Origin of the sequence: Nocardia sp., assembly GCF_025465275.1 — a bacterium.
Taxonomy (GTDB): domain Bacteria; phylum Actinomycetota; class Actinomycetes; order Mycobacteriales; family Mycobacteriaceae; genus Nocardia.
In genome coordinates this window covers 51,358-74,262 of the sequence record NZ_JAODNK010000025.1, presented here as the reverse complement: position 1 = coordinate 74,262, position 22,905 = coordinate 51,358, and the positions used below count along the sequence as shown (strand labels likewise).

The 22,905-nt window shown below is 65.9% G+C and carries 40 protein-coding genes and 1 tRNA gene; 4 read left to right on the top strand and 37 right to left on the bottom strand.

Annotated elements, in window-relative coordinates; all coding sequences use genetic code 11:
* Nucleotides 1-53: 53 nt before the first annotated feature.
* The 16 genes from JWN03_RS05980 to JWN03_RS05905 all read right to left on the bottom strand — a co-directional run bounded on the left by JWN03_RS05980 (nt 54) and on the right by JWN03_RS05905 (nt 10,333).
* Nucleotides 54-500, bottom strand: a complete 447-nt coding sequence (locus tag JWN03_RS05980; protein ID WP_297610864.1) for a hypothetical protein — start codon at nt 498-500, stop codon at nt 54-56.
* A complete protein-coding gene (locus tag JWN03_RS05975) occupies nt 497-844 on the bottom strand; it encodes an HK97 gp10 family phage protein (RefSeq protein ID WP_297610861.1) in 348 nt (115 codons plus the stop codon). The genes JWN03_RS05980 and JWN03_RS05975 overlap by 4 nt, the downstream gene beginning before the upstream one ends.
* Entirely contained in the window at nt 844-1,035 is a 192-nt protein-coding gene (locus tag JWN03_RS05970) for a hypothetical protein (RefSeq protein WP_297610859.1), read from the bottom strand. Before JWN03_RS05970 ends, JWN03_RS05975 begins: the two co-directional genes overlap by 1 nt.
* Nucleotides 1,032-1,433, bottom strand: a complete 402-nt coding sequence (locus tag JWN03_RS05965) for a hypothetical protein (protein WP_297610857.1) — start codon at nt 1,431-1,433, stop codon at nt 1,032-1,034. The genes JWN03_RS05970 and JWN03_RS05965 overlap by 4 nt, the downstream gene beginning before the upstream one ends.
* A complete protein-coding gene (locus JWN03_RS05960) occupies nt 1,430-1,819 on the bottom strand; it encodes a hypothetical protein (RefSeq protein WP_297610855.1) in 390 nt (129 codons plus the stop codon). Before JWN03_RS05960 ends, JWN03_RS05965 begins: the two co-directional genes overlap by 4 nt.
* On the bottom strand, nt 1,800-2,123 hold the full coding sequence (locus JWN03_RS05955) for a hypothetical protein (RefSeq protein ID WP_297610852.1): 324 nt from the start codon (nt 2,121-2,123) through the stop codon (nt 1,800-1,802). The genes JWN03_RS05960 and JWN03_RS05955 overlap by 20 nt, the downstream gene beginning before the upstream one ends.
* The gene (locus JWN03_RS05950; RefSeq protein ID WP_297610851.1) at nt 2,123-3,151 is read right to left on the bottom strand and encodes a major capsid protein; all 1,029 of its coding nucleotides are present in this window, start codon (nt 3,149-3,151) and stop codon (nt 2,123-2,125) included. The genes JWN03_RS05955 and JWN03_RS05950 overlap by 1 nt, the downstream gene beginning before the upstream one ends.
* Nucleotides 3,152-3,166: 15 nt before the next feature.
* Nucleotides 3,167-3,544 (bottom strand): hypothetical protein, encoded by a 378-nt coding sequence (locus JWN03_RS05945; RefSeq protein ID WP_297610849.1) that lies wholly within the window; start codon nt 3,542-3,544, stop codon nt 3,167-3,169.
* A 27-nt stretch (nt 3,545-3,571) separates the two neighbouring features.
* Nucleotides 3,572-4,195 (bottom strand): hypothetical protein, encoded by a 624-nt coding sequence (locus JWN03_RS05940; protein ID WP_297610847.1) that lies wholly within the window; start codon nt 4,193-4,195, stop codon nt 3,572-3,574.
* Nucleotides 4,196-4,293: 98 nt separating this feature from the next.
* Nucleotides 4,294-4,524 carry a hypothetical protein gene (locus JWN03_RS05935; RefSeq protein WP_297610844.1) on the bottom strand — a complete coding sequence of 77 codons (231 nt, stop codon included), beginning with the start codon at nt 4,522-4,524 and terminating at the stop codon, nt 4,294-4,296.
* Nucleotides 4,521-6,329: a VG15 protein gene (locus JWN03_RS05930; RefSeq protein WP_297610842.1), complete on the bottom strand. Its 1,809-nt coding sequence runs from the start codon at nt 6,327-6,329 to the stop codon at nt 4,521-4,523. The genes JWN03_RS05935 and JWN03_RS05930 overlap by 4 nt, the downstream gene beginning before the upstream one ends.
* Nucleotides 6,310-7,743, bottom strand: a complete 1,434-nt coding sequence (locus JWN03_RS05925) for a phage portal protein (protein ID WP_297610839.1) — start codon at nt 7,741-7,743, stop codon at nt 6,310-6,312. Before JWN03_RS05925 ends, JWN03_RS05930 begins: the two co-directional genes overlap by 20 nt.
* Nucleotides 7,744-7,761: 18 nt before the next feature.
* On the bottom strand, nt 7,762-8,370 hold the full coding sequence (locus JWN03_RS05920) for a terminase (RefSeq protein ID WP_297610836.1): 609 nt from the start codon (nt 8,368-8,370) through the stop codon (nt 7,762-7,764).
* Entirely contained in the window at nt 8,345-9,418 is a 1,074-nt protein-coding gene (locus JWN03_RS05915; RefSeq protein WP_297610834.1) for a terminase, read from the bottom strand. The genes JWN03_RS05920 and JWN03_RS05915 overlap by 26 nt, the downstream gene beginning before the upstream one ends.
* The gene (locus JWN03_RS05910; RefSeq protein WP_297610831.1) at nt 9,405-9,797 is read right to left on the bottom strand and encodes a hypothetical protein; all 393 of its coding nucleotides are present in this window, start codon (nt 9,795-9,797) and stop codon (nt 9,405-9,407) included. Before JWN03_RS05910 ends, JWN03_RS05915 begins: the two co-directional genes overlap by 14 nt.
* Before the next feature lie 176 nt (nt 9,798-9,973).
* Complete coding sequence (locus JWN03_RS05905) at nt 9,974-10,333, bottom strand: hypothetical protein (RefSeq protein ID WP_297610828.1); 360 nt, start codon at nt 10,331-10,333, stop codon at nt 9,974-9,976.
* A 491-nt stretch (nt 10,334-10,824) separates the two neighbouring features.
* Between JWN03_RS05905 and JWN03_RS05900 the strand changes: the two genes are divergently transcribed.
* On the top strand, nt 10,825-10,953 hold the full coding sequence (locus JWN03_RS05900; RefSeq protein ID WP_297610825.1) for a hypothetical protein: 129 nt from the start codon (nt 10,825-10,827) through the stop codon (nt 10,951-10,953).
* A 264-nt stretch (nt 10,954-11,217) separates the two neighbouring features.
* Here the strand turns inward: JWN03_RS05900 and JWN03_RS05895 are convergent.
* The 19 genes from JWN03_RS05895 to JWN03_RS05810 all read right to left on the bottom strand — a co-directional run bounded on the left by JWN03_RS05895 (nt 11,218) and on the right by JWN03_RS05810 (nt 20,340).
* Nucleotides 11,218-11,338, bottom strand: a tRNA-OTHER gene (locus JWN03_RS05895).
* A 156-nt stretch (nt 11,339-11,494) separates the two neighbouring features.
* Nucleotides 11,495-11,956, bottom strand: coding sequence for a hypothetical protein (locus JWN03_RS05890; protein WP_297610821.1), 462 nt, complete (start codon nt 11,954-11,956; stop codon nt 11,495-11,497).
* On the bottom strand, nt 11,953-12,312 hold the full coding sequence (locus JWN03_RS05885) for a hypothetical protein (protein WP_297610818.1): 360 nt from the start codon (nt 12,310-12,312) through the stop codon (nt 11,953-11,955). The genes JWN03_RS05890 and JWN03_RS05885 overlap by 4 nt, the downstream gene beginning before the upstream one ends.
* Nucleotides 12,309-12,974 (bottom strand): hypothetical protein, encoded by a 666-nt coding sequence (locus tag JWN03_RS05880; protein ID WP_297610815.1) that lies wholly within the window; start codon nt 12,972-12,974, stop codon nt 12,309-12,311. Before JWN03_RS05880 ends, JWN03_RS05885 begins: the two co-directional genes overlap by 4 nt.
* Before the next feature lie 2 nt (nt 12,975-12,976).
* The gene (locus JWN03_RS05875; RefSeq protein WP_297610812.1) at nt 12,977-13,390 is read right to left on the bottom strand and encodes a hypothetical protein; all 414 of its coding nucleotides are present in this window, start codon (nt 13,388-13,390) and stop codon (nt 12,977-12,979) included.
* Nucleotides 13,387-13,911 (bottom strand): hypothetical protein, encoded by a 525-nt coding sequence (locus JWN03_RS05870; RefSeq protein WP_297610810.1) that lies wholly within the window; start codon nt 13,909-13,911, stop codon nt 13,387-13,389. The genes JWN03_RS05875 and JWN03_RS05870 overlap by 4 nt, the downstream gene beginning before the upstream one ends.
* Nucleotides 13,892-14,827 (bottom strand): hypothetical protein, encoded by a 936-nt coding sequence (locus tag JWN03_RS05865; protein WP_297610809.1) that lies wholly within the window; start codon nt 14,825-14,827, stop codon nt 13,892-13,894. Before JWN03_RS05865 ends, JWN03_RS05870 begins: the two co-directional genes overlap by 20 nt.
* A 92-nt stretch (nt 14,828-14,919) precedes the next feature.
* Nucleotides 14,920-15,660, bottom strand: coding sequence for a hypothetical protein (locus JWN03_RS05860; protein ID WP_297610807.1), 741 nt, complete (start codon nt 15,658-15,660; stop codon nt 14,920-14,922).
* Nucleotides 15,657-15,971: a hypothetical protein gene (locus tag JWN03_RS05855; protein ID WP_297610805.1), complete on the bottom strand. Its 315-nt coding sequence runs from the start codon at nt 15,969-15,971 to the stop codon at nt 15,657-15,659. Before JWN03_RS05855 ends, JWN03_RS05860 begins: the two co-directional genes overlap by 4 nt.
* Before the next feature lie 17 nt (nt 15,972-15,988).
* On the bottom strand, nt 15,989-17,056 hold the full coding sequence (locus JWN03_RS05850) for a hypothetical protein (protein ID WP_297610803.1): 1,068 nt from the start codon (nt 17,054-17,056) through the stop codon (nt 15,989-15,991).
* On the bottom strand, nt 17,053-17,886 hold the full coding sequence (locus JWN03_RS05845) for a PD-(D/E)XK nuclease-like domain-containing protein (protein WP_297610801.1): 834 nt from the start codon (nt 17,884-17,886) through the stop codon (nt 17,053-17,055). The genes JWN03_RS05850 and JWN03_RS05845 overlap by 4 nt, the downstream gene beginning before the upstream one ends.
* Nucleotides 17,883-18,158: a WhiB family transcriptional regulator gene (locus JWN03_RS45425; protein WP_366914368.1), complete on the bottom strand. Its 276-nt coding sequence runs from the start codon at nt 18,156-18,158 to the stop codon at nt 17,883-17,885. The genes JWN03_RS05845 and JWN03_RS45425 overlap by 4 nt, the downstream gene beginning before the upstream one ends.
* The gene (locus JWN03_RS05840) at nt 18,155-18,388 is read right to left on the bottom strand and encodes a hypothetical protein (RefSeq protein WP_297610799.1); all 234 of its coding nucleotides are present in this window, start codon (nt 18,386-18,388) and stop codon (nt 18,155-18,157) included. Before JWN03_RS05840 ends, JWN03_RS45425 begins: the two co-directional genes overlap by 4 nt.
* Nucleotides 18,389-18,399: 11 nt before the next feature.
* A complete protein-coding gene (locus tag JWN03_RS05835; RefSeq protein WP_297610797.1) occupies nt 18,400-18,705 on the bottom strand; it encodes a hypothetical protein in 306 nt (101 codons plus the stop codon).
* Nucleotides 18,706-18,716: 11 nt separating this feature from the next.
* The gene (locus JWN03_RS05830; RefSeq protein ID WP_297610795.1) at nt 18,717-18,923 is read right to left on the bottom strand and encodes a hypothetical protein; all 207 of its coding nucleotides are present in this window, start codon (nt 18,921-18,923) and stop codon (nt 18,717-18,719) included.
* Complete coding sequence (locus JWN03_RS05825; RefSeq protein WP_297610793.1) at nt 18,920-19,096, bottom strand: hypothetical protein; 177 nt, start codon at nt 19,094-19,096, stop codon at nt 18,920-18,922. The genes JWN03_RS05830 and JWN03_RS05825 overlap by 4 nt, the downstream gene beginning before the upstream one ends.
* 122 nt (nt 19,097-19,218) lie before the next feature.
* A complete protein-coding gene (locus tag JWN03_RS05820) occupies nt 19,219-19,410 on the bottom strand; it encodes a hypothetical protein (protein WP_297610791.1) in 192 nt (63 codons plus the stop codon).
* A 463-nt stretch (nt 19,411-19,873) separates the two neighbouring features.
* Nucleotides 19,874-20,116: a helix-turn-helix domain-containing protein gene (locus tag JWN03_RS05815; protein WP_297610789.1), complete on the bottom strand. Its 243-nt coding sequence runs from the start codon at nt 20,114-20,116 to the stop codon at nt 19,874-19,876.
* A complete protein-coding gene (locus JWN03_RS05810; protein WP_297610787.1) occupies nt 20,113-20,340 on the bottom strand; it encodes a helix-turn-helix domain-containing protein in 228 nt (75 codons plus the stop codon). Before JWN03_RS05810 ends, JWN03_RS05815 begins: the two co-directional genes overlap by 4 nt.
* A 151-nt stretch (nt 20,341-20,491) precedes the next feature.
* On the opposite strand from JWN03_RS05810, the gene JWN03_RS05805 reads away from it, so the two are divergent.
* Complete coding sequence (locus tag JWN03_RS05805) at nt 20,492-20,776, top strand: helix-turn-helix domain-containing protein (RefSeq protein ID WP_297610785.1); 285 nt, start codon at nt 20,492-20,494, stop codon at nt 20,774-20,776.
* Here the strand turns inward: JWN03_RS05805 and JWN03_RS05800 are convergent.
* Nucleotides 20,744-20,998, bottom strand: coding sequence for a hypothetical protein (locus tag JWN03_RS05800; protein ID WP_297610782.1), 255 nt, complete (start codon nt 20,996-20,998; stop codon nt 20,744-20,746). The two genes, JWN03_RS05805 and JWN03_RS05800, sit on opposite strands and share 33 nt — an antisense overlap.
* A 154-nt stretch (nt 20,999-21,152) precedes the next feature.
* Here JWN03_RS05800 and JWN03_RS45420 point away from each other — a divergent pair, with 154 nt between their 5' ends.
* Nucleotides 21,153-21,443 (top strand): helix-turn-helix domain-containing protein, encoded by a 291-nt coding sequence (locus tag JWN03_RS45420; RefSeq protein ID WP_366914367.1) that lies wholly within the window; start codon nt 21,153-21,155, stop codon nt 21,441-21,443.
* Nucleotides 21,444-21,495: 52 nt separating this feature from the next.
* Nucleotides 21,496-22,275: a hypothetical protein gene (locus JWN03_RS05795; protein WP_297610779.1), complete on the top strand. Its 780-nt coding sequence runs from the start codon at nt 21,496-21,498 to the stop codon at nt 22,273-22,275.
* Here the strand turns inward: JWN03_RS05795 and JWN03_RS05790 are convergent.
* A complete protein-coding gene (locus tag JWN03_RS05790) occupies nt 22,272-22,880 on the bottom strand; it encodes a hypothetical protein (protein WP_297610776.1) in 609 nt (202 codons plus the stop codon). The genes JWN03_RS05795 and JWN03_RS05790 overlap by 4 nt on opposite strands.
* Between the last annotated feature and the right edge of the window lie 25 nt (nt 22,881-22,905).

The following is a 22,905-nucleotide window of genomic DNA, read 5'->3' as shown; positions in this document are numbered from 1 at the left end:
TTGGAAATGCGAGTGCCCACGCCGGATAGCGTGGGCAGGCAAGGGTTTCGAATTCAGGTGCGCGCAGCGCGCATCTTCAAGTCGACACGGATGGTCGCCCGGTAGATCGGTTGGTCAGGCCCGCGGGTCTTGTCGATCGCGGTGACGATGCCGGTCCGCCAGTGGCCCGACCACGCCGAGCCGCGGAACGAGATATTGCGGGCGCGGCCGATGAGTTGGCCGGCCATGGCCGCAATGTCCCATGCGACCTCTTCGGGATCGGTTGTGCCGCCGAGGATCTCCAGCGACGGTGCCCACGCATCCACTTGAACGGTCGGGGTGCGTAGGAGTGGGTCATCACCGGATCCGCCCACACCACGCAGCGTGACGAACGGCCCGCGAATTGGGTCGGGCACATCGCGGGTGGTGACTGATGCCGCGGGCACGAGCGCGGTGAGATCCTCTTGGGCGACCAGGAATACGCGCAGCGCGCCGGGCGCGTACGGGATGGGCGGGGTCATCGTTTGGCCATGGCCTTGCGGAACGCACCCTTGTCGTTGTACTGCGCGAGGTCGGCCGCCGCCTCGGTAAGAATCAGGTGCGCCGGGGTGTCGACGGTCCCGAATTCCTTCATGAATGCGATGGGGTCGTTGTCGACGACGTAGACGTCGCCGTCCTCGACTACGACGTCGATACCGTCCTGATAGGCGCCGGACACGACGGGCGCCAGTTCGATCGCCTTGAGTGCCACCTCGTAGGCGAGCTCTTCACGGTCAGGCAGCGATGCCTTCTTGGCCTCGTCACGAACCTGAGCCTCGAAGATCGTCAGCCGTACGCGGCCGCCGTCAATGACGTTGTCGGACATCAGTCCGCGCGCGCCCGGCGTGGCTTCGGTTCCCCCGCGGGCTCACTCGGCGGAAGCGGCGCGGCGGCCGCGGCCGGTTCGGCGACCGGCGCCTCGGGGGCCTGGGGGACATCGCGGTCGCGGTAGGCCTTGCTCTGGTCGTCTGCCCAGCGGGTCGCGCCCGTCGAGTCGGTCCACGACACGATGCTCATGGTTCCTCCTGTAGGTCGGTGGAATGCCGCACCACCGCGGCGATATAGGCCGCGCGGCGAGATCCTCTGGCGGGGCGACGAACTCGCGGAATGCCTTGCACGGTCACGACGTCGCCGACCTTGATCAGGTCCGACACTTCGGCCGGCCCATCGAATCGCCACATATCGCGGCGGTCGGTACCGCCGGGCAGCCCCGGATTCAGCAGAAGTGTGAACCGCTGTGCGACATGCCCGTTGTCGAACTCCTCGAGGACGGTGTCGTCGGTGAGTACACGGACCTGCAGCAGGCCACGCCAGGGGAGCTCGTCGGGCGGACTCGGTTGCCGGTTGCCGGTGACCGGATCGAATTGCGGTGGCCCCGAACGCAACAACGTCCACCGTTCGGGAAGACTCCTCACGGTCGCCCGCCCGGAACGATGGTGAACGCGCCGCCCTCGTCGGGGGTGTCGAGCAGCTCGGCGAGCTCGGCGTCGGTGAGGTAGATGAGGCCGTGCTCGGCGCCATCGCTGTACTCGGTCATGATCTCCGGGTACTCGGTGCGCTTAACGCCGATGCCGCGCCGCACGGTGGCCAGCGCACGCATGACCATGTCGACGCCGATACCGGTCACGATGTCCTGGTCGAGCTTGCCAGCGGCGATGCGGGCGTCGAGACCGGACACCTTGGCTCGCATTCGCGCGCTGGCGATCGTGATGTACCGGTTGATCTGGGTGATCTCCGGTTCGGCGAATACCTCGCCGGAGATCTCCGCAACGTCGACCAGCTCAAACAGCGGGGTCGGCATGTGCCCCGCTGTCGTCGGTAGTGCGGGCGGCCAGGATCACGGCCAGCACATCAGCCTTCTTGGTCGCGGCGTCCAGGTCGATGTGCTCGCGGGCGGCGTATTCGCGCAGCTGCGGGAGCGTCCACGAGTCGCCGGGTTCCTGGTCCGGAACATGCTGCACCGGTTCGGGTTCCGGCTGATCGGCCCACACTTCCGGGTTGGTGATGAGGGCAGCTACCTCGGTGGGTACGACGTCACCGGGTCCGAACACGCGGGTGCCGTGCGGGGTGTGGACGTGCACATAGGTGGCGAGATGTGCGGCCATCACAGCACCTTGACCATCATGGTCGCGTTCGCGTTGAGCAGCAGCGGCAGCACGATGCCGGACGCCTTTGTCCAGCGGGCGACCGGGTCGTTGTCCATGTAGGAACCGACCACGATGCCGGGCGCCTCGGTCGCGTCGATGCCGTACTCGGGTTCGATCGCTTCCGCAGTAGTGCCCCAAGCGGTTTCGCCGAGCTTGCCGTTCCCGCCGATATAGGCGATCCGGTCGTCGGGGATGAGTCGCTGCGTGTTGCCGTCAGCGTCTTCGACCTGGGCATCGAAGATCTCGAACGGCGGATGACCGAATGAGGTGACGTACGCATTGAGCTGGTCGCGGGTCACGATGCCGCTGGTCGAACCGGGCGGCAGGCACGCGGCACGGATCTTGTCCTGGCGCATGAGCGTCGACACGACTCGCTGGCTGGTGATCGCGCGAATCGGGTTCGCGGAGTTGCTGACCCGGAACGTGCTGAACCAGGATTCCTGGTCGATGACCGGGTCGGCTGCGCCAGCACCGGTGACGCTCCACAAGGTGGCCGCGGTGATGGTGTGGCCGGCCAATCGCTGAAAATCGGCCTCGAGGTCGAGGCCGTTCTCGGTGAGCGTCACCTTCCCATACACCAGTGCTTGCGCCTTGGCCATGATGGCGCGGGTGCGGATCGCCTGAGCGAGCTCGACAGCGTCGTTGAAAATGGTGTCACGGATTGCTGTGTCCGCCTTGCGCAGTCGCAGCCGGTCGTATTCGCCGAGCCGCCGCTTCTCCGACAGGGGCGGCAGTTCGCCGCTGATCCGCACGATTCCCTTGCGGCCGCTGATGCGGGCCTCGGTGTCCCACGATCGGAACTGGCCGGCCTTGCGCAGACCACGCTGGGTGATGTTGGCCCGGAACTCGACGTCGTCGACGAGGGTGTCGGGCAGCAGGTCGTCGATGATCGTGAGGTCGTTGATCGGCTGGTCGGCCAGTGCCTCACGGACGTAGCCGGTCAGCTCGGCCGGAGTGACGTAATCGGAATTGAGCACGAGTGCCATCGGTTACGCCTCCTCTCAGAAGTAGGTGATCTGCTTGGCAGTGGCCTGCCCTGCAGCGTTGACGGTGTGGGGGCACTTCGCGGCGAGCACGCTGCCGTGCCAGTGAAGGGCACCGGCCACCCTGGTCGCGCCGGTCGGTACCCGCACCGGGGTCAGCAGGTGGCCGGCGATAGTCGCAGCCGATTCGTCGCCCACGCTGAACAGCCCGTACTTACCGGTGCCGAGCTTCTTGAGCGCGTAGCCGCTCTTGAGATAGCCGTTGGGGTAGTGCGTGCCGGCAGTGAAGGTGGTCAGGTCCAGGGTGATAGTGCGGGCCCGGTCGGTACCTTCGGCCGATGCCAGCCAGTCCTGGCTGTCCTGCCCGAACGTGTCGACATTGATCTTGAGATCCATTGCGTCCCTCCTTTTCTGGGGATCGGTTTACTTGCGGTTCTTGCGCGCTTCGTAGGCCGCGCGGCCGGCGGCCATACTCCCGGTCGTCTCTCCCCCGCCGCCGCCTTGGCGTCGGTCAGATTTGGGGGTGCCAGGTGCAGCGGGCGGGGTCGTCTGCTGCGACGCGCTAGATCCGATGAGGCCTTTGAGTTCCTCAGCGTCAGCGATCATTTCGTCGAGGGTGCCGCCTTTGAGCCGCTGTGCCAGAGACAGTGACAGTCCGGTCTTCTCGGCAGCCTCGTAACGGATCGCCTTCGCGGCGTCCTTCTTGAGGACTGCGATCCGTTCGGATTGCTTCTCGGTGTCGGTCTTGTTGGCGTCCTCGATTGCCTGCAATCGCTTGGCGAGTTCCTGCGCCTGAGTAGCGTTTTCGCGCGCGGTCTTCTCTGCTGCACGGCGAGCTGCCCGCTCGGACTTGAGCGCCTTCTCGCCACCCTCGCCGAGGTCGTCCTCGTCGGCGGTTGGGGGCAGCAGGGTGCCCGGGTCGGTCGGCGTCGCGCCGGTCGGGTCGGTGTCTTCGGATCCGCCGCGGATCGTCCAGATCGGTGTGCCGTTGCGGCGCAGACCGATTGCGGCTCCGAAAATCGGATGCACAGGCAGGTGTGTACTCATCGGGTGGGGCTCCTCCATCGCGGAAGAAATTCCGGCCGGCCTCGCGCCGGTCGGGACAGATACGCCCTATGTGCCAGGCGTCGGCGGTAATCCCGCTGCTAGCGGGAGGATTCGGCAGCGTCGCGGCCGGACTGCCATCCGGTCAGCCAGAGCCGCGCCAGTGCGGCGGCCTTCGGGTTGACCTCGTTCGGGGCCAGCTCGTCGACGACGATGTCGCGCACGCTCATGCCCTCACGGGCGGCGGTCGCGTACGGGTTGGCGGTGCTCGGTTCGCCGCGGTCGTAGGCGGTGCGGCCGGCGGCGAGTGCGTTGCGATAGTCGCTGCTCACTGCAGGTAATCCCTTCCGCGCGAATGCATCCGAGCAAGCTCGGTCGGGTCGATCAATTGGGCCTTGAGCTCGGCCGCGGTGGTGCGGCTGTTCTCATCCCACCACCCGCGCAGTTCCTCGGAGGCGTATTTTCGGGCCCGGTCCTCGGACATCGACCACAGTTGCCGCGGATCGACGCCAGCCTTTTCGCCCGCCTTCGACAGCATGTATCCGTTCGTGGCGTTCTCGGCGTTCAGCCAGGCCTGGTGCGCCTCGTCGCGGTGCCAGTTGCGTACCTGTTCGTCGAGACTCTTGCCGTCGTAGCCCAGGCCGGACAAGTAGCTACGTGCGTTGCGGCGGCGCTGCTCGGGAACAGCGACGCCGTAGGCCTTCTCGATCGCTTCCTCGTCGTCGACGCCTTCACGCATGAGCCGCTCGTATGTGTCGTCAGCGGTCCGGGCCTTCGTATCGCGTTTCGCGGCGCGGCGATCACGCTCGACTTTGGCCCGTTGGTCGCGCTTGTCGATCTCTGCTCCGACTGCGTCGAACTCATCGCCGATATCGCCCGCCTCGACCAATGCGTTGAGGCGCGCCTCAAGTTCAGTCATCGACTTACCGGCGTACGGGGACGTCTTGCGAGCCTTCTTCGGCACGGCCGCTTTCGGCTCGGTGGTCGGCGCTTCCGGTTTCACAGGGGCGGGCGGCGGGGCGGCGGGCTCGGCCACCTTCTTCGCTGCCTTCGCCGGTTCGGCCGCCTTCGCCGGTTCGGCTGGTGGCGCGGTCTCCGCGGGTGCGGGCGGCTCGGGTTCCAGTTTCGGCGCTGCAGGTTTCGGCGCGGCCGCGGTGCGTTTCCTGGCCCCGTCGAGCAGGTAGCCGTTCTTACGCAGCAGCTCGATGGCTTCCTCGTGGGTCTCGGCGAGCTCGTAGATCGCTTCGGGCATGAGCCGCGGCGTGGTGCGTGAGTTGCGGCCGCGGGCGCGGATTGCCCGGCCGGCCACACCGCGGCGCGTTGTGCCCTCGCTGGTGGTCAGTAGTTGCCGCCCGTAGACGTCGGTGCGTTGGGCGCGGCCGCCGATGATGGTGAGGCCGCGGCGCGCGTTGACGATCTGTCCCATGTCGGCGCCGTCGCGGATGGCTTGCGCGCCGGCCTTGCCGAAGGCCTTCGCCTGCTCAGTTTCGGTCAGCGACTCGAAGTACTTTTCGGGGTCGGTCCGGATGTCGTCGGCGTGGTCTTCCCTGCTGGGGATATGACGACAGTTGCAGCCCGGATGCCGCTTGAATCCAGCCGACCAGTGGTAGTACTTGCCGGCCAGGACCACGCACCGCGAGCAGCTCGGCGGTGTCAGCATCCGCACGTACCCGACGCCGAGTCGGGACACGATGCCGATACCGGTGGCGGCGCGGCCGGAGTCAGCGAATTCGTTGCTGATCACGCGGCGCACCTCGAGGCCTGCGTCTTGCCAGGCTTGATAGGCGGGCATCCCCTGCGCCATGCGCGCCCGGGCGCCGATCACGGACTGAGCGAGCAGCCCGTCGATGGTGCGGCCGTCCGCGGTCACGCCGACCAGCCGGGCGGGGTTCGGTGTGGCGACCTGGGCGGCACGAATGCCCTGCTCGTCCAAGGCATCCGCGACGTACTGGTTGGCGCCGGCGACTGCGGCCATCTGGCCGGCGGTCACGATCTTCGTCAGCCGATCGGCGTGGCGGGCGAACCAGGCGTCGAAATCGCGGGGCGGGGTGCGCGCCCACTGCTGCGCGATCTCGTCGATCGCCTCGACGGACAGCTTGCGCTGCGCAGCATCGAATTCAGTTGAGGACTGCAGCATTATCGCCGGTCAGCTCACCAGTGCTGGCCTGCTCGGTCGCAGTGCGTTTGGCGTCGAGTTCCCGTTGGAATCGGGAGACCTCGGGGTCTATGCCCTCCTCCTCGAAGTAGCTGCGCTCGCGGGCCTTGCGCTCCTCATCCCAACCCATCTCGTCCCATGAGCCTTCGCGGGACAGCACGGGATTGCCGCCGTTGAGCTTCTGGATCGAGTCGGCTTCCTCGGCGCGCGTCGGCGTCGCCGGATCGCGCCATTGAATTGAGATCGGCTCGCCCGGGGTTGGCCACTCGCCGGTACGGAATCGCTCGTACAGCGCCATGACCCAGGACAGACCGACACCAATCTGTGTGTTGAAGTCCTCGACGTTGGACACGATGCGCGATTCGTCGGCGCGGATCGCGCCCTCGGCCGCAGGGTTGGCGCTGTTGGCACCGAAGTACCGGAACGGCAGCCCGGTCACGCTCGAGGCGAGCTCGGCGTACAGCTTCACGGTGTCGTGAAAGTTGCGCAGGTCCGTCGCGGTGAACTGGCCAAGGGCGGCGTCTTTCGGGCCCTTCTGGCTTGCCCAGATCGACTGGTAGTACGACTGCCACACGGGCAGCGGCTTACCGTCTTTGTCGACGAAATCGCCCTTGCTCATGCCGAGCGCCCACCGCGGCGGGACCGCGTGTGTTTCCACACCGACCGCCATGTTGGTCAGGGTCCGCGCGCACGCGTCGGTGATGCCCATGAGGTCGGTCATCTCCGATCCGCCGTGCCATTTCCCGAGCCGTTGACGGTTCAGGAACATCACCATCGGCACGCGGCCGAGGCCGTGCTCGTCGAGTCCGTCGTCGCTGCCGACGCTGTCGATAGCCCAACCACCACGGCCGGCGACTACCTGAATTGTCTTGTCGGGCAGCAGCAGAGTGCCGACGCGCTCGCCGTTGTCGTCGCGGAACTGCCGGAATCCAGCGGCCAGGCGCCGGCGGCCGCGGTCCACCAGTACCGAAATCTGTTGTGCCGCTTCGATGGTGATCAGCGGCCGTTCGGCGTCCTCGTCGTTGGTGCCCACCACACCGAAGCAGCGGCCGAATATTCGGGCCTCCTGCGTGAGCAGGGACACCTGGGCCGCCAGATTGTTCGACGTGAATGCCTCTTGCATCTCGGTGTCGGACATATCGCGGCCCGGCCGGTAGATTGCCTTGATCTTCCCCCGGCGTGCCAGCTCGCGCACGTACATGCCCGGCCAGTTGGCAACCAGCTCGAACATCCGCAGTTCCTCGGGCACAGCCAGCCCGATGTGCTTGAGCCGTTGTGCGCCTTCGAAATAGGCGTCGAGCATTCGGTCGCGGGCGGCGGTCTTGTGATGCTTGGCGTTGAGCTTGCCAAGCATGTCGCGCTCGTCATCGGTGAGGCTTGTTCGAAGCTCGACCATTCGCGCTCACCTCCCAATTCAGCTGAAACAGAACATGCGGCCGTCGACGTCTTCCCACCCGGATTCCCGGGCGTCCGACGCCGCTTCGTGCGCCAGGATCGAAGTAATCGCGACGTCGATCTTTTGGTGGTCGGTAGGTTTGCCGAGCACGTACTTGTTGCCCGGCTTCGGCACTTTGCGGGCATTGCCGACATGGGTCGCGGCGATCGAGCAGCCGTCTTGGCGGATGCGCCCGGTTTGTAGGTCGGTCTCGTACCGGCGAATGGCGTCGTACATGGGCGAGACCCGGTTGGTCGCCCACTCGATTACGTGCTCTTCGCCGTACTTCAGCGACCAATCGCCGATCTCACTGCGCCAGTCGTGCGGGTCGAAGTAGCCACGCGCGACGGCCCACGTGGTGTACACCTCGTCGACCGCGGCGTGAACCTCGCTGCGTGGGATCCGGCCGCCCCATTGCTCCGGCGCCCAGATCGTCGGCCGGCGGTCGGGCCCGTAACGCGGGGTGAACTGCAGACCGTCACGGGTCTCGGCGCGCAGCGCGGTCCAGTCGTTGTTTTCCGAACCGTCGAACCCTATGCAGATTGGCGTTCCGGGTGGCGGATTAGGTAGCCAGATCCTTTGCTGCATAACAGTTCTCCCACAGTCCTTGCGGTAGCCAGGAACCCGTGCGAGCGACCAGGCGGTTGCCGAAGAATCGTTCGGCCTGCGCCGGGTCGGACTCGTTGAGCTCGACAGCCTCAGCCTCGACTGAGTCCAGATTCACCCACGGGCTACCCGCGTAGACGTGGCGCAGGATCTTGCGCCGCTCGCGTTTGTTACCCCAGGACAGACCGGCCGGCGGCATCCGGAAGAACTTGAAAACGTCCGGCGCCTTGGACTCCCAAGTCCGTTGCGCCGTCGAGTTTTCCGCTGGATCCCATGCGTTGGTGGTCTCGATCGTTCGCCCGCCCATACCGGCTGCGCCGCGGCGCTGGTGCTCGGCGATGGCGACCATTTTGTTCCGCTTCGTGTAGAGGCCGCTCTCGTCCTGCAGCGCCCAGGAGATCGGGTTACCGACTCGCCCGTTGGCGCTGGAGGTGACGGCGTCGATGCGGTCGAAGTCTTCCCCGCCGACGTCGCCCAGAATGCGAATGAAGCTCTCTCGCACTGCCATCAGGTCCGACAGCGGGCCGAGGTTGATCATCGCGGTCAGCGGCCGATAGACGTTCCCGACCTGGTCCTCGTTGGTGGCCGTCAACTGCAGCACCGGCGACGGGTGGCGCATGGCCATCGGCTCGCCCGGGAGATATTCGTACTCCCAGCCGCAGCCGCAACCCCAGTCGGCGCACGCCCACCCGTCGCCGGCGCTTGCCCAGCCTAGGAACTGGCTCGGCCCAACGGCTTCCAGACACGCCATTGACGCCGCCCATGGGCCTTTGCCCGTCTTCTGCGGAGCGACGACCTGGGCGCGCCGGTACACGAACGCCTGGTTGTACAGCGGTTGCTCGGGCGCCGGCCACGCAGCGCCGTCGCGGATCCGGCCGTAGTTTGCCGCGCACCAGAATTGCCAGTCGGACCAGGCGAATTCGGCGCCGCGGCGGTATCCGTCCGGGATTCGGCAGTGCTGGCGTACCCAGGCCTCGCCGATGTCGCCGAGGGTCGGCCACTCGACGCGCCAGCCGTCAGGCTCCGCCACCGGGCATTGACCGCAGGCGGCGGACCGGCGCCGAAGGTGGCGCGGGCGCGACCTTCTCAGCGGCGACGGTGCGGGCCTGGCCCACCTCGTCGACGGCGATGCACCAGCCGTTCTCTTTCAGCCCGGCCGGCGTCAGCCCGACCTGGTCGCCGAGCTGGCGCATCGCAGTAGCGTCGGCCGCGGTCGCGTCGGCGAGCTCGGCGCGCACCTTCCACCGCACGTACATAGCGACGGTCTCCCACCGCCATGGTTCGCGCGCCCAGGCAACAGCCTGCGGGTACGTCCAAATCAGCCGCCAGAGAGCCTTTTCTCGGGCCTTCGGTCGCGGAAGAGGAAACTCCGGGACACCGCCCGAGTAGCCCTCGCTGGGCAAGTTCATGAAGTTCAGGCCGCGGCGATCCGAACGCCCGGATCGGGGATCGGGTTGCGGGCCTGAACGATTGCGCGCACCACCACGCATTACGCACCTCCTCCGCAGCGTCGCGCTACGGCACGGCAGGACAGCAGGCGGCATCGTCGCGATACCGCCTGTATAAGTGCTGGTGAACCGAATGCCTAGCCGCTGGTCACATTCGAGACGACTTGGACGTTGCCGCCATCGTCGACCCGTAGGTGACAGGCCACTGTCGACCGCAGCGTCGCGCCGAGGCCGTTCTTGGATTCAACCCAGCTGGAAATTTTGTGTGTGTACTCCCCCGGCGCGGTGAGAGGCTCGACCGCCATGGGGCCGAAATTCGCGCTGTCGGGCGAGGCCAGCTGGACAGACGCGCTCTGCTGGCAGGCTGAGACCATCTTGTCGTCGCGGCTATCGGCGGACGGTGAGCGGCCGATGAGCAGCCAGGCCGCTAGGCCGGCAGCCACTACGACGGCCGCGGCCACGGCGATGATCATCCGCGGCTGTTTCGATGCACCCAAGGCATCCCCCTCGTTCAGGCAATGCCTGAGGCTACCGGGTCCGAGGGTGAGGGGTAACCGTTCGGCATGGACGAGGGCGAGATCCGTTGAGCACCAAGGTTAACCGGATGGTTGCGCGATAGCGAAGTCTGACTTCGCTATGGTTCGGCCGCCGGACTGGACCGCTCGGTCCGGAGCCTTTGAACCCTCCAAACCCCCGAGTGCCCTCCCCGTAGGTGGCGGTCTGGGGCCCAAAGGGGTACCCCCCCTGGGTAGTTCGCGTAGCCGAAGGGAAGCGATGTCGGACTTCGCTAGTTTTCGGCATTCCTTCAGCAAACACTTGACTGCGTTCATCGAATATGCTTGCGCGAGTTACATTTTCGGCACAGTACGCCGAGTGGACCGTCGGGTCGCCCGCCGGCGGCGATTGCCCGCCGGTGGTCGGCCGTGAGGTCCGTCGACGTGTGCCCCGGCCGTTGCCAGCCGGGACACCAATCGCCATGCCGCTCGCGATGATCTCGCACCGCGGCCGCGCGTCGCTGTCGCTCGGCGTGGTCGCGGGTCACCTTCGTGGGTGTGGTCAGCTGCCGGTGTCGCTCCTCGGCGGCCTGGTGGCTGCCGCATCGTGGCGCGGCCTGTAGCTGCGGGCAGCCCGCGACGCAGCAGACGCGCAGGCGTGCCCGACTCATTGGGTCAGTACCGAGGCCCGAAGGTCCAGCAGTCCAGCACGTTCGGCCACCAGAGCGGCAGAACGAGAATCGGGTGATGCAGCGTCACAGGATCGCGCCGAGCAGCGCAGCGCCGAGGTTGAGCACAGCGCGGCCGATGAGCGACCAGTCAACGGAATGGGCAGCAGCGGACAGAGTAGTAACCATGGTGCTCCTTCATCAGATGGCGAGATGGGTTGCCCTCGACGGGATTCGAACCCGTGCCTGCGCGATGGGGACTATTCGCCTGCCCCAACCCATGGGCAGGCCGGCCTCGCACCGGACACGCGCGCCGTCTTCGGCCGCTGGACTACGAGGGACAAGGGGCGCGGCGGGTGTGAACGCGCTGCAGGCCTATGGGAACGAAAAAGGAGTGCTACCCGATCTTGGGTGCACTCCTTGCTCAGACTAAGAACACATGCAGGGACAACGGTTGTCAAGCAGGGCGCGCTGTCGAGGCTGTTATTGCGCTCGGTTAGCGCCAGATGTAGGCGATCGGGCGCAGCAACTGGTCCTCCATCACCGCGCGGTTCTTAGCGTTCTCCGGCGCACGCACGTAGTCGAGCACGCAACGAAAAGCAACGTAGTGCCGGAGTTCGCGCTCGACTCCGTCCGCGAACGGCAGGGCGTTGACGATCTCCAGGTACGTCTCCGGATCGTCGGCCTCGGTGATTGTTTCGACTCCTCCATTGCCCAGACGGACACGGATGGAGGCCTCGTTGGGCGCGGTAGAACTGACATCTTGGTAGATGCGTTCGCCTGTTCTTGGGTGCGCAATTCCCTCCTCGGGCCAGCGCCGCTGCCCAAACAGAGCCATCGAGTCCTCATCGAGGTGGGCCTCGATGAAGTCGATGCGGTTGGAATCTACCTGCGGCTCGATCTGGGACGCGCGAAGTCGCGCAGGCAGATACGCACGCACCTGGTCCCAGATCCTCATATGGCCGATTCTCCCATTCCGTCCGGCCTGTTCGTCATCCTCGCGAATTCGGCCGCCTCGCCGAGCATGTCGGACATCTTTTCCGCATCGTCCGGGGGCATGTCCAGTGGGATCGCGAGGCGGTTCACGCCGTACTGCACGCCCGTCCACAGCGTCCGCACCATCGGCCCGGATACGGTTACGTAGCACTCGCGCGCTTGAACTGGGTCCGCCCACAGCCACGCATTCAGCAGGGCCTGCAGCGCGACAGCGTCCTCAAGGGTGATCGTCGGGGCCAGGCCGGTGCAACCCAGCTTCGCGAGAATCCGCAGGCGTAGGTAGTGCTCGCTTGCGATGGGTGGCCGGTTCTCGGTCATGCGGTCCCCTTCCCTCTGACCTTGTGCTGTACGTGCGAGACGAGCACGTCGCCCAACCTGTAGAACCGCGTATCTCCGTCTCGCCCACAGTCCTTCAGGCCGTGCTTGGCCAGATATCGCACGCGATCTCGGTTCAAGCCCTTGCCGATCTCGCCGAGCTGGGTCGCGATCTTCTCGACCTGGTAGGCCGTGAGAATGCTCGAGTTGGCCGCGGCGAGCCGCGCTGGGTCAATAACGATCGAGTCCTCGGGCGGCAGGTCGATCATGTACTTGCATTCCGCGACGGCGGCCTCGATATCGTCGAGCGCGGCCTCGGCGCCGGGTGTCATCGCGAGCGAGTAGACGTGCCGGTTCAGCCACCGCGCGGCGCCGATCAGGTTGTCGACCGCGGGCAGTTCGACGGCCCGCTGCTCGCACACCAGGCGTATCCACGTCCCGAGCGAGTTCCGCAGGAACTCCGCGGCCTCGTACGCGCCGAGGTGCATCGGCAGGGCGGTGCGGTGCCGGCCGCGACGTACCGAGCCGAGTCCGGACTTGCTCACGCGGCCCTGCTTGGTCTCGGTCACGGCCAAATCCTCGGCGAGCGCCGGTATTCGGCGGAGCAACTCCTGAAGCGCGCTGATGTCGGCGCGATTGAGAAACAAGTGGTCGGTGTCGGCCATGATCACGCCTCCTCGGTATCCCAGGTGATCTCAAGCCACAGCGCGCCGACCTTGCCGCGCTCTGCGGGGTGAATGATCGGCTCCGGCTTCGCCATGAATCGCGGGATGTCGTCTGCGACAAGGCCATACCCGGGATACTTCGCCGTACCGGCGGCGAGCCCATCGCAGGCCGGTTTGAGGGTGGCAACAAGGTTGTCGGTATCGCGTCGGCGGTTGTCGCGCGGCCGATAGTGCAGCTGCACCGTGACGTGTGCGAGATCGCGCGGCAGCTGGGCGCCCTGTGCGAGGCGGTGAACCGTACCGCGGACCTCAGCCACCGTCCGGGCGTGCGCGAACATCGCGCCCTTCGTCGCGCGCCGCTGGTTGAGCGTGAGCGGCGGTGCTGTCCAGGGCAGTTCGAGGATGGCGGCGGTCATGATCGGTGTCCTACGACGTGCACAGCGGCCGAGCGACCGGTTATGCGGGCCAGGCACGGAATGCGTTGCCCGAGGCCGGCCGCCGAGGTGCACGGGTCGCCTATTGCGGCATCGCAATTCGGGCATTGGCGGTCCACGGCGCCCGCAACGTCGTAGGCAGCCCTGACGGGCGCGCCAGTTGCGCTGATCGGCAGTCCCGCATATTGACCGGTCCCAGCGGGCAGCGAGGTGGCATCGCCGCTCTGGGCGGCCTTTTCGCGCTCGGCCCGCTGGCGCCGGTGCTCGCGCGCATGGTGCAGCAGATCGCCGATGCCCATCGTGCGGCCCTCGGTGTTGCTCTCGTAGTAGCGCATAACGCCCTCGACCAGGTCCGGCGCGTCCAGCTCCCAGCGCTCAATGCTCTCGGCCCATGCGGCGAGTCTGGCCTTGTCGGCGTCGCCGAGCTTGTCGTCGTAGATGCGGGCGCGGGACCAGGCCGCGGCGGCGGCGCGGATGGCGGCCTCACTGGCTGCGATGTCCATGGGTTGTCACCTCCCGTAGAAGTTCCTCGGCGGCGGTCATGGCGTCGACTGCCCTTTCGGTGGGTTTGGATCGACCGGGCCGGCCTCGTGCGTTGGTGGCCTTGTGCACGAAATTCGGTATCTGCGTGGGACTCCACGAGTCCGAGGCAGTCCAGGCTTTGAGGCCGGCCGCGATGGCGAGCGGCGGTATCCCGGCGCGGAGGCAGTTGTCGATTTCGATGCCGACCTTCGCGAGTAGGCCCGATTCGATCGGCGTATCGAGGCTGTCGTTGAACGCGACCGCGATCTGATGCGCTGGTGCGCTGCGCGCGGTTGCGTTGAGCCGCTGCGCGATCTGTTTGCCCCCGCTCGGTTTCGCGGGCACGAGCGCAAGTGAGGTGGCCGCGGGGGGTGAGGGGGGCTGTTCTTTATCTGTTCCCCTGTTCCCCTGTTCCCCTGTTCCAGCGCCCGGCATCCGCCGAGGGCTCGGCGCAGACTCGGCGGGTTCCGCCGAGGGCTCGGCGAGACTCTCCGAATCGACCTCCACCTGCGCAGATTCTGAGCTGCTTGGGCGGTTCGTAGCCGGTTCGTACTCGTCGCCCTCCTCGGGCCCGGGCCACCGTGCACCAGAGCGCTTGTCGATCTTCTGGTGGTTGTCCCAGGACGGGATGGCGTAATACGAGCGTCCGGCGACCTTGTAGAAATGCACTCCGAAGACTCGGCGGACTTCGCCGAGGTACCCACGAAACACCGCGAGCGTCATGTCTTCGTCGCGAGGGAATGCGAAACCCATGAGTTCGCGGGCCTCGGCCTTGCCTCGGCCGCAGTCGTCGGCCCAGTTCCACATGGCGACGAACAGCAACCGCGAGAACGGATGCATGGTTTCGATGCCGGGCGAGTCCCAGAACTCGGGCTTAATAGTCCGGATACGTGCCATCTGCCGTCCTCCTTTCGTATTGAGGCAATCCCGAGTTCGGGTCGCCGCCGGACGCTCACGCTGAACGTCCGGCGCGAATCACGGTCGAGGGCCTAGGTGCTGGAAACTGGTGCGGCGGCGGCGATCTCGGGCAGGCGTGCGCTCCAGCGATCGGCGTACCCGCGGGCCTTGTCCTTGTCCTCATCGAGCAGCGGCTGCGAAACCATCGCGCCGAGGAACGACTCGCCGCACCGGATGAATACCGTTGTCGAGCGCGTCGAGAGGCCCTGGCGAGTCTCGACAGTGAGCCGCTCGCCGTACGCTTTCGCGGCGTCCTTCCAGCGGGCGAGGTGGTCGCCGCTGACAGTCAGATCTGTGATGTCGTTGACCATGACGAGCTGACCGAAATGGGCGCGCTCGATCAGCTGGGGCACCACGTTGAGCGCATCCTCGGTGGCGAGGCGCGGAAACAGGTACTCGCGGCCGACGCCGACATCGAGCCCCGAGCAGTCGACGGCCTCCACCTGGTCGACGCCGATCTTGAGTCGCAGCAGGTATTGCGGACCTTCGTCGCTGGAATCCTTGCCGGGGGCACCGAAGATCGACAGGAGCTTCGCCACGTCATCGCGCAGCAGCTCGACGATTTCGACGGGCTCGCCGTCGTGATCCCACACGGACACATCCGCGAGCGCCGCAGTAAATCGGTCGGTCGCGGACACCGTGACGTGCCCGGTGCCGACGGTCAGCCGAATGCGGTTGATCTCCGGAAAGTCCTTGTCACTGCACGCATGCGGCCGGACGGCAACGAGGGCCTGGCGCAAGTCGGCGGTACCGACGGTGATGGTCGTATTCATTCGGGCCGTCCTGTCGAATTGGTATCGAGGCCGAGAACCGCACGCACGGTTTCGCGGGCTTGGATGTACTCGGCGTCGTCCTTGATGACTCGAGCCTCGAACGCTGCGATCACATTCGCTTTGCGCTGCTCGGCAACGAGCGCGCCGAGGTCCAGCAGGGCGCGCGATTGCGCAGCAGTGAAGAACATGAGCGCCGTTTGCGCCGCGTGCGCACGGTCGGTGTACGTGGCCTGGGTGCGCATGGAATCGACGAGGTACTCGAAACCGACTTCCCAGAGGCTCGCCGGTGCGCGCGCCTCGTCGTCGCTCATCGGCGGAATCTGCGCGCTCACTGCTGTTCACCGCCCTCGAGGTCGGCTCGATCGCTGGCCCAGTCGCCCGTTGCTTCGGCAACGCTGTCGAGCGCGATCGGCAGCTCCTCAAGGTGAGCGAGCAGCCGAATCGCCTCGTCGAAGGTGATGGCGTCCGCCGAGGTGATCTCGCGGCCGAGGAAAGTGCCGGCGGCGACCAGCTTCACGGCGTCGTCCTCGACGCCCCGCTCGTTGAACAGGCGCGCGATCTTCCGCTGCTGGATGCGGGTAGACGGCTTCTCGGTGGGCACCTCGGGAGAGGCCTTAGCCGAGTCCGTGACCTGCTCGGATTCCGGTTTCACGCTCGATTCTGCGGGCTCAGCGGGCGGCGTCCAGGTCTGCACCGCCGCGACAGGATCGGCCGGCGCACTCGCGGCGAGCACCTCGGCGGGCAATACTCGCTCGGACTGCACATGGATCGGCTCGGGCTCGCTTTCGAGGTCCTCGACGGTGCGCGAGATCCCGAGCAGCACGTCAGGCGCGAGGCGACGGCACACAGTCGCCGCAGCCTTGGCCCACAGCATGTTTTCGGGCTCGGTGAGGTACTTGGTATTCCCGGCCTGCTTGCCGTTGCTGTTCTTGACGTACTCGCCGGTCTCGGGGTCGAGCTTCGGGATATAGCCCGCCCGGTCGGCGCGCTCGATCGTCCACTCGCTCGTTTCGGTGTCGCGGCCGTCGCGCGAGGTGCCGGTGATGATGACCCGGTCGGGTCCGGCCTCGACCGTCTTGAATCGGTGGCCCTTTGCCTTGAGCAGAGCGACCATGGTCCGCGCGTAGATCGCGGGCATCCCATGGACTGTGAAGATCTGTTGCAGCGATTGCAGCGGGTTCAATCCGAGTTCGGCACCGTGCAGGATTGCGACGGTCGCGTGCTTGGGCTTGCCCTGGTAGATGGCCGGGACCATCGGCGTCATGCAGATGTACTCGGCGAATTCCTTCGCAACGGCGAGCATCTGCGTGTAGCGCACCAGGGCATCGAGCGGGTCCAGTGTGGCCGGAACGTAGGCGGCGTCGACAGGTTCGGCGATAGCGATTGCGGTAGTCACGATCGGTACAGCTCCTTCTTGAATTCCCAATCAGGGAGGTCGATTTGATGGAAGCCGCGGCCGTGGCCGGGCCATTCGTTGTGCTCGATGCATCGCGCGTACTTGTCGAGGGCACGGCGGGCGATGTCGCGACCGAGGTCGACGACGCGCGGCTTGAGCTCGTGCACGGCTACCAGGTGCGGGCGGCGTTTGGCGACGGCGACGAACACGAACGCGTCGAGCGGTTGGCCGGCCTCGGCGAAAACCTGCTCATACCAGGCCTGTTGAACGTGGTACGACCAGCGGCGCACCTCGGCGGCGAAATCGGCCGGGCTCGACGAGTCGCACGTCTTGAGGTCGATTCCGATCCGGCCGCCGCTGCGCTCGTGGACCCAATCGGTCCGGGCGCGCATCATTACGCCGGTGATCGGATCGCGGCCGTACGCGCTGAGTTCGGGAACTCCGGACGCCAGCAACGGACCGGCGTCGGCGTCGGTGAGCACTGCTTCGGCCATAGCCTCGACAGTGGCGATCTGGCGTGTGAGTAGCGGGATTTCCCCGCGGGCCCGGATTTCCTTGCGGCGCTTCTGATCTGCAGGTTTCTTGAAGTCTGGTGCCTTGATCTCGACTCGACGGGGGCCGACGCCCAGAACGTCGGTGTGAACGTCGGTACCCATTTCCATCTCGGGTGTGGGCTCGCGCGTTTCCGGGTGGTCACGCTCGTACAGCCACTCCTTGGGGGCGAGTTCGAGCAGGCGGCGGGCGCCGCTCGAGGACAGCGACCCGAGATCGCCGTGGTAAACGTGCTCGGGCACACCGGCATACACGCCGGGCACAGTCGGCGCGGTCACGCGGCGGCCTCCACCCCGGCCACAAGGTCCAATAGCTTCAGTGAGTTCGGCGGGACGCGCTGCCCGCCGCCGAGGTCGACTCCGCCCCAAACACCTTGTCGCGCAGCGATGCTCTGCGCGAGACGTGCGCATTCTTTGCGCACGTCGCAGTTGACGCACACGCGCACCGCGACCCGCACCGATGCCTGACGTTCGGGGTCGCTATTTCGGCCGTCCACAAAGAAGCACTCGGTTGGGAATCCGGCGCACGCAGCGCGGTCCTCCCACCTCATAGCGCCCCCTGCGCGAGGGCGAGACGCGTCAGGGCTTCGGCGAGCAACAGCGCTAAATCAGCCGCGTTGTACTGACTGCCGAGGTAGCCCACGATGGTGGTCATGTGGCGTTGCGAGTCGATCGGCTCGCCGCACGAGCAGCGCTTACCAACCAAAATCAGGTTCTTGATCAGGTCGTCGACAGTGTCGCGGGTGCCGGCGTGCATCTGGTCGAAATCGGCTGCGGTCATATGATGGAACATCACTGGTTGCCTCTCGTCAGGGTGCGCAGAGCGCTACACGCGCGGCACACCTGGCGCCGTAGTCGCGACGGGAACAGTTGCGCAGGTTCCTCGGCCAGGTCATGCGCCGTGTCGACGTCCTGCACCCGCCCCCAGCCCTGACATGCGCTGCAGGTGTGCGGGTCGCTGATGTCGCGGTCCATCACGCCGCGCCCGTCGCAGTTCGGGCACGAGATCCACACCGGCAGAGGTGTATTCATCAGCAGGTCCACGAGCGCGGCGACGGCGAGGGCGAGTATTAGGAGGCTGGCGCTGATCAGCACCACTGCGGACATGGTCACCACTGCCCCCGGACGAGGCAGCGCAGTCGACCAGCGGCCACCGCAGGTGAGAATTCGGTGTTGTCAGCGGCAGCGAGCTCGTCCGCGAAATCCAGTACCGCTCCGGACTCGGCCGCAGCTTTCGCGTGTGCGATATCCAGCTCGGCGTACAACGTGTGCACCCGGTCGCAGAGGTCAGCGATTACCTCGGCTGTCTCGCTCATGGGGTACCGCCGATCTGGTCCTGGGCGGCGTCGAGATCGTCGGCGGCCTTCTCAAGGCCGGCCGCGATGTCGAGATCGCCACGGAACAGGGCGGCGGATGACTCCTCGCGCAGCCGAATTACGGCGGCGTCGTGCATCTCGGCCGCCATAGCGGCGGCGAGTGTGCTTGTCATAGGTAGGATTCCGTTCGTTGCTTCGTGCGCGACGAGTTGCACCTCGGCGCGCGGAGTTGAGGTAGCGGTTTGGATGGCGCCCGGCGCGGAATGGTTCGCGCCGGGCGTCGCTGCGTTTGCGGTCATGGCCAGACCACCCAGAGCGCGCCGAGCGTCAGGACGACGAGGGCGAGCAGGCTGGTCGAAACGGCCGACATGCTGCGAAGGTTTCGCGACGCTTCGGGTGCCGGCCGGAAGAAGGCGAGCAACAGCGCGGGAAGTACGGCCACTGAGACGAGCGACCACAGCGCGGCAACGGCGAGCACGGTGATCATGTGTTGTCCTCCAATCGGCTTCGTGCGTTTTGATGTGGTGCGTGATCGGTGGAGCTGGGCGTGAGGGGGTCGCCCGGCGGTCCCTCCAGCCGGTCACGCGATCCGCTGTGCGACATCGACGCGCGCCGCACCGCGGAAAATCAGGGGGTGGCGGCGCGGCGGCGAAGGCGGGACGCGCTGCGTGCTGACAGTCCGGCGGCGTTAGGCGGCATGTTCTGCGCGGGTTCTGGGTGTTGGATTGCGCGTCTGGCTGCGCGTTCGGCGACATGCCGTTCAGCGACTCCGCGCATGTGGGCAACAACCTGAGCCATGTCGCTATGCGTCATCCGCCACGACGTGCCCGAAAGGATTCCCGTCAGCTCACCAGCGTTGAGCAAGCGAGACATCCAATCGGGCGATGGCGCGCCCGTGAGCGCACAAGCCTCTTCGAGTGAGAACGTTTCGTACTCAGCAGTAGGGGCGATCATCGGTCGGCACCCCCTCGGCTAACTTCCGTTGCCTCGGTGAGGGTTTCGTATGTCGCGGGTACCGCCATGGCCTCGATCGCGGCCCGGATATCGGCTGCCGAGAATGTCCAGTCACGCCCGCTTTTGCGCGCGGGCAGACGCCGAGCGCGAACACGCTTCGTAAGCCAATCCACGGTGACGTGAAGACGTTCGGCGGTCTCACTCAGGGTGTAGAGCCGCAGCTCATCGGTGGAGGTCATCGCAGCTTGTCCGCGATGGTGTCGACCAAGTCGCCGATCTTCACACCGAGGTCGGCAGAGATCCGGCTCAGGTCGTTCACGGTAAAGGAGGTTCTGCCATGGATACGCCGCTGCCATGTCGACGGGGTGATATGTGCGCCCTTGGCGACGGATACCTCGGTCCGCTCGGCCTGCGCGATGGCGTCGCGAACGGTTGCCGCGGTAGCCGTGTTGATAGGGAACATGTTGACCACATTAGGGACAGAATTGTCCCTTTGCAAGCCGAAGATGTCCCATAGAAGGACTGCCCAGAGACCTCCCGGCAACCAGCAGGACAAAAGAGTGTCCTGACGGCCACACTTGTGCAATGGTCAGATTTGGCCCTTAAATGGACACATGAAAACATCAGCCGCCGACCCCGGCGACCGGGACGACGACATGGATGAGGCCGCGCGCAAGCTAGATCTGGCGTTAGGCAAGGCGATCATGGTCATGCGAGCCGAGCGAAACAAGATGACGCAAGACGAACTCGCAGAGCGAACAGGTATCAGCAAGAAGACCATCGGCCGGTTCGAGACCGGGCAGTCATCCATGCGAATGCCGCAGATGCTGCGGATCAGCACCGCATTGGGGGTCGAGCTTGGAGAACTACTGAAAAAGGCGCTGGAACTCGGGGGTTAGTTCGTTCAGCACTCGCACCGGGTCGTGCCCTCGGGCCTGAACCTCAAGGATGAACCGCGAGGCCGGCATCCGGATCACGCTCGCCAGCAGGTCGGTCAGTTCCTCGGTACGTTGATCGCTTCGCGCTTGCCAAATTGCGCGCCCCGAAGATCGGAACAGCCCCCGCCCCATTGGGCGCAGATCGTCATCGGCTGAATCATCTTCCGGCATCGCGTATTTCACTGGTCCTCCACCTGAGTTACCGCGCTGCGGCTCCGTTCCCGATGGAGTCGCCGAACCCTGCGTGCTGCCCTTCACCCCGCCGAGTCAACGCACCGCAAACCTTACGGCCCAGATCTGGGCGCGGCAAGATCAACCCATGAGATAGCCTGATCTCATGGATCGGGGCAACGTAAACAGGGCTTTTGGGAAGGCGCTCAGCGTCCGCCGGGAGGCGGCCGAGTTGTCCAGAGCCCAATTTTGGGCAAGATTGGGCTGGGGCCGCAACACGTACCAGCGGACAGAGGACGGCTTGCGTGAGGCCTCGATCGCAGATCTGATCGAGGCGTCTACGGCACTAAACATCCCGCCTGGCGAGCTTCTCGATGAGGTTCTGCGCCGCTTGGCAACCGGTGACTACCCGCAACCCTCCCCCGGTCGAGAGCTACGCAGACAGCTCGGTATGTGATGCATCAACCAGTTTCATCACGAATGTCGGTGGGTACTCGTAACATCCGGTCATGTTCGTGGGTTTGGTTCCTCTGGTGGCGGTCGTCCTTGGCCGCCTGATTAGCGTTCGTGGTCGCCGCGCACCTGTACTGACTATCGGTCTGTGTGCAATAGCGGTGGCGTTCGTTGTGCGCCTCAACATCGTTGACGAGGCGATAGATCCTCGTGTGTCCACCGTCGCCAACGTGACCGATCTATGGCATGTCCTGCTCGCCGGTGCCGCGTGGTGGACGCTCGGTAAAATATGCCTGCCGGTGATCTTCCAAGACCGACGGGTCCGCGAACGGATTCAGCGTGCACTCGACACACACCGGCAGGCGCGCACCGCAGTGCGGTTCGTATCCGCTAGCCGTTCGGTCGAAGTCGCCGCAGCGAATTTGTGGGCGGCCGTCAACCTCGCCATGGGAACAGCAGCGTGGTTGGTGTGGCTGCTCGGTGATGTGTCGCGAGTCGAGGTCGACGACATGATGGACCTGCACGATCCGGGATCGGAGGCCTTGACCTGGCTGTACCTGGCTTGGCCTTTCGTAGGTGGCGTGATTGTCTTCACGGCGGCTCTGGTCAGCCTGCGCGATCCCGAATCGCCACGCCTCACCACGGCAGGGCTGTTAGGCATCGGTATTGTCGGCATCGGAATCTCGGTCACTGGCGCCGCATTTCTCCTCACGGACAGTGACGCTCTTGAGGCGTACTTCCCGACTGTCATGCTCGTTTGGGGTGTGCCCGGTCTGCTGCTGCTCGCGGGGGTCGGCCTCGTCACCGCCGCCGGCCGCCGCGAGGACGTCGACTAAACCGCTGAGATCCGCCGCCGCGGACGATCTTTGGCGAGGACTTGGGCCGTCGTGGCTCGGGTGATCTCGGCATCGGCGACTGCGAGCACCCGTGCGACTTCACGATCGCAGTCCGTTCGCATCCGAGAGACGGCGTCGGAGGCCTCGTTTCGAACCTCGGCTGTGTTCCGCTGGGCCTGTGCGGCATCCTCGCGGGCAATCTCAGCTATGACGTCTGATGCCTGCCGCGCGGCCTCTGCTTGGCGCACGCGAGCAAGGGCGATGGTTTCGACACGGTCCAGGTCCGCGAGATTCTGTTCACTGTCTGCGAGGTCGGCGACGAGCTCCTCGGCGTCGGCGAGCTCGGCGACGAGTTCACCCTTGAGTCGTTCGATTCGAGCGACCGCGGCGCCGAGTACGGCTACACGTTCTGCGACCGTGGCGGGCGGCTGCTCGGCCGCGGCGCGGGCCTTCGCGACGCGCTGCTCGTAACGGTGCTTGCCAAGCGCGGTGTGTTGCGGGTTGTCGCAATAGGTTCGGGGACGGCCAGGGCCGGGGCGCGGGGTAACCGGAACGCCACAGACATCGGCGCCAACCGGGAAAATGCAGGTGCTACCAGCAGACATTTTGATTTCATTTCAGGTGTGAGCA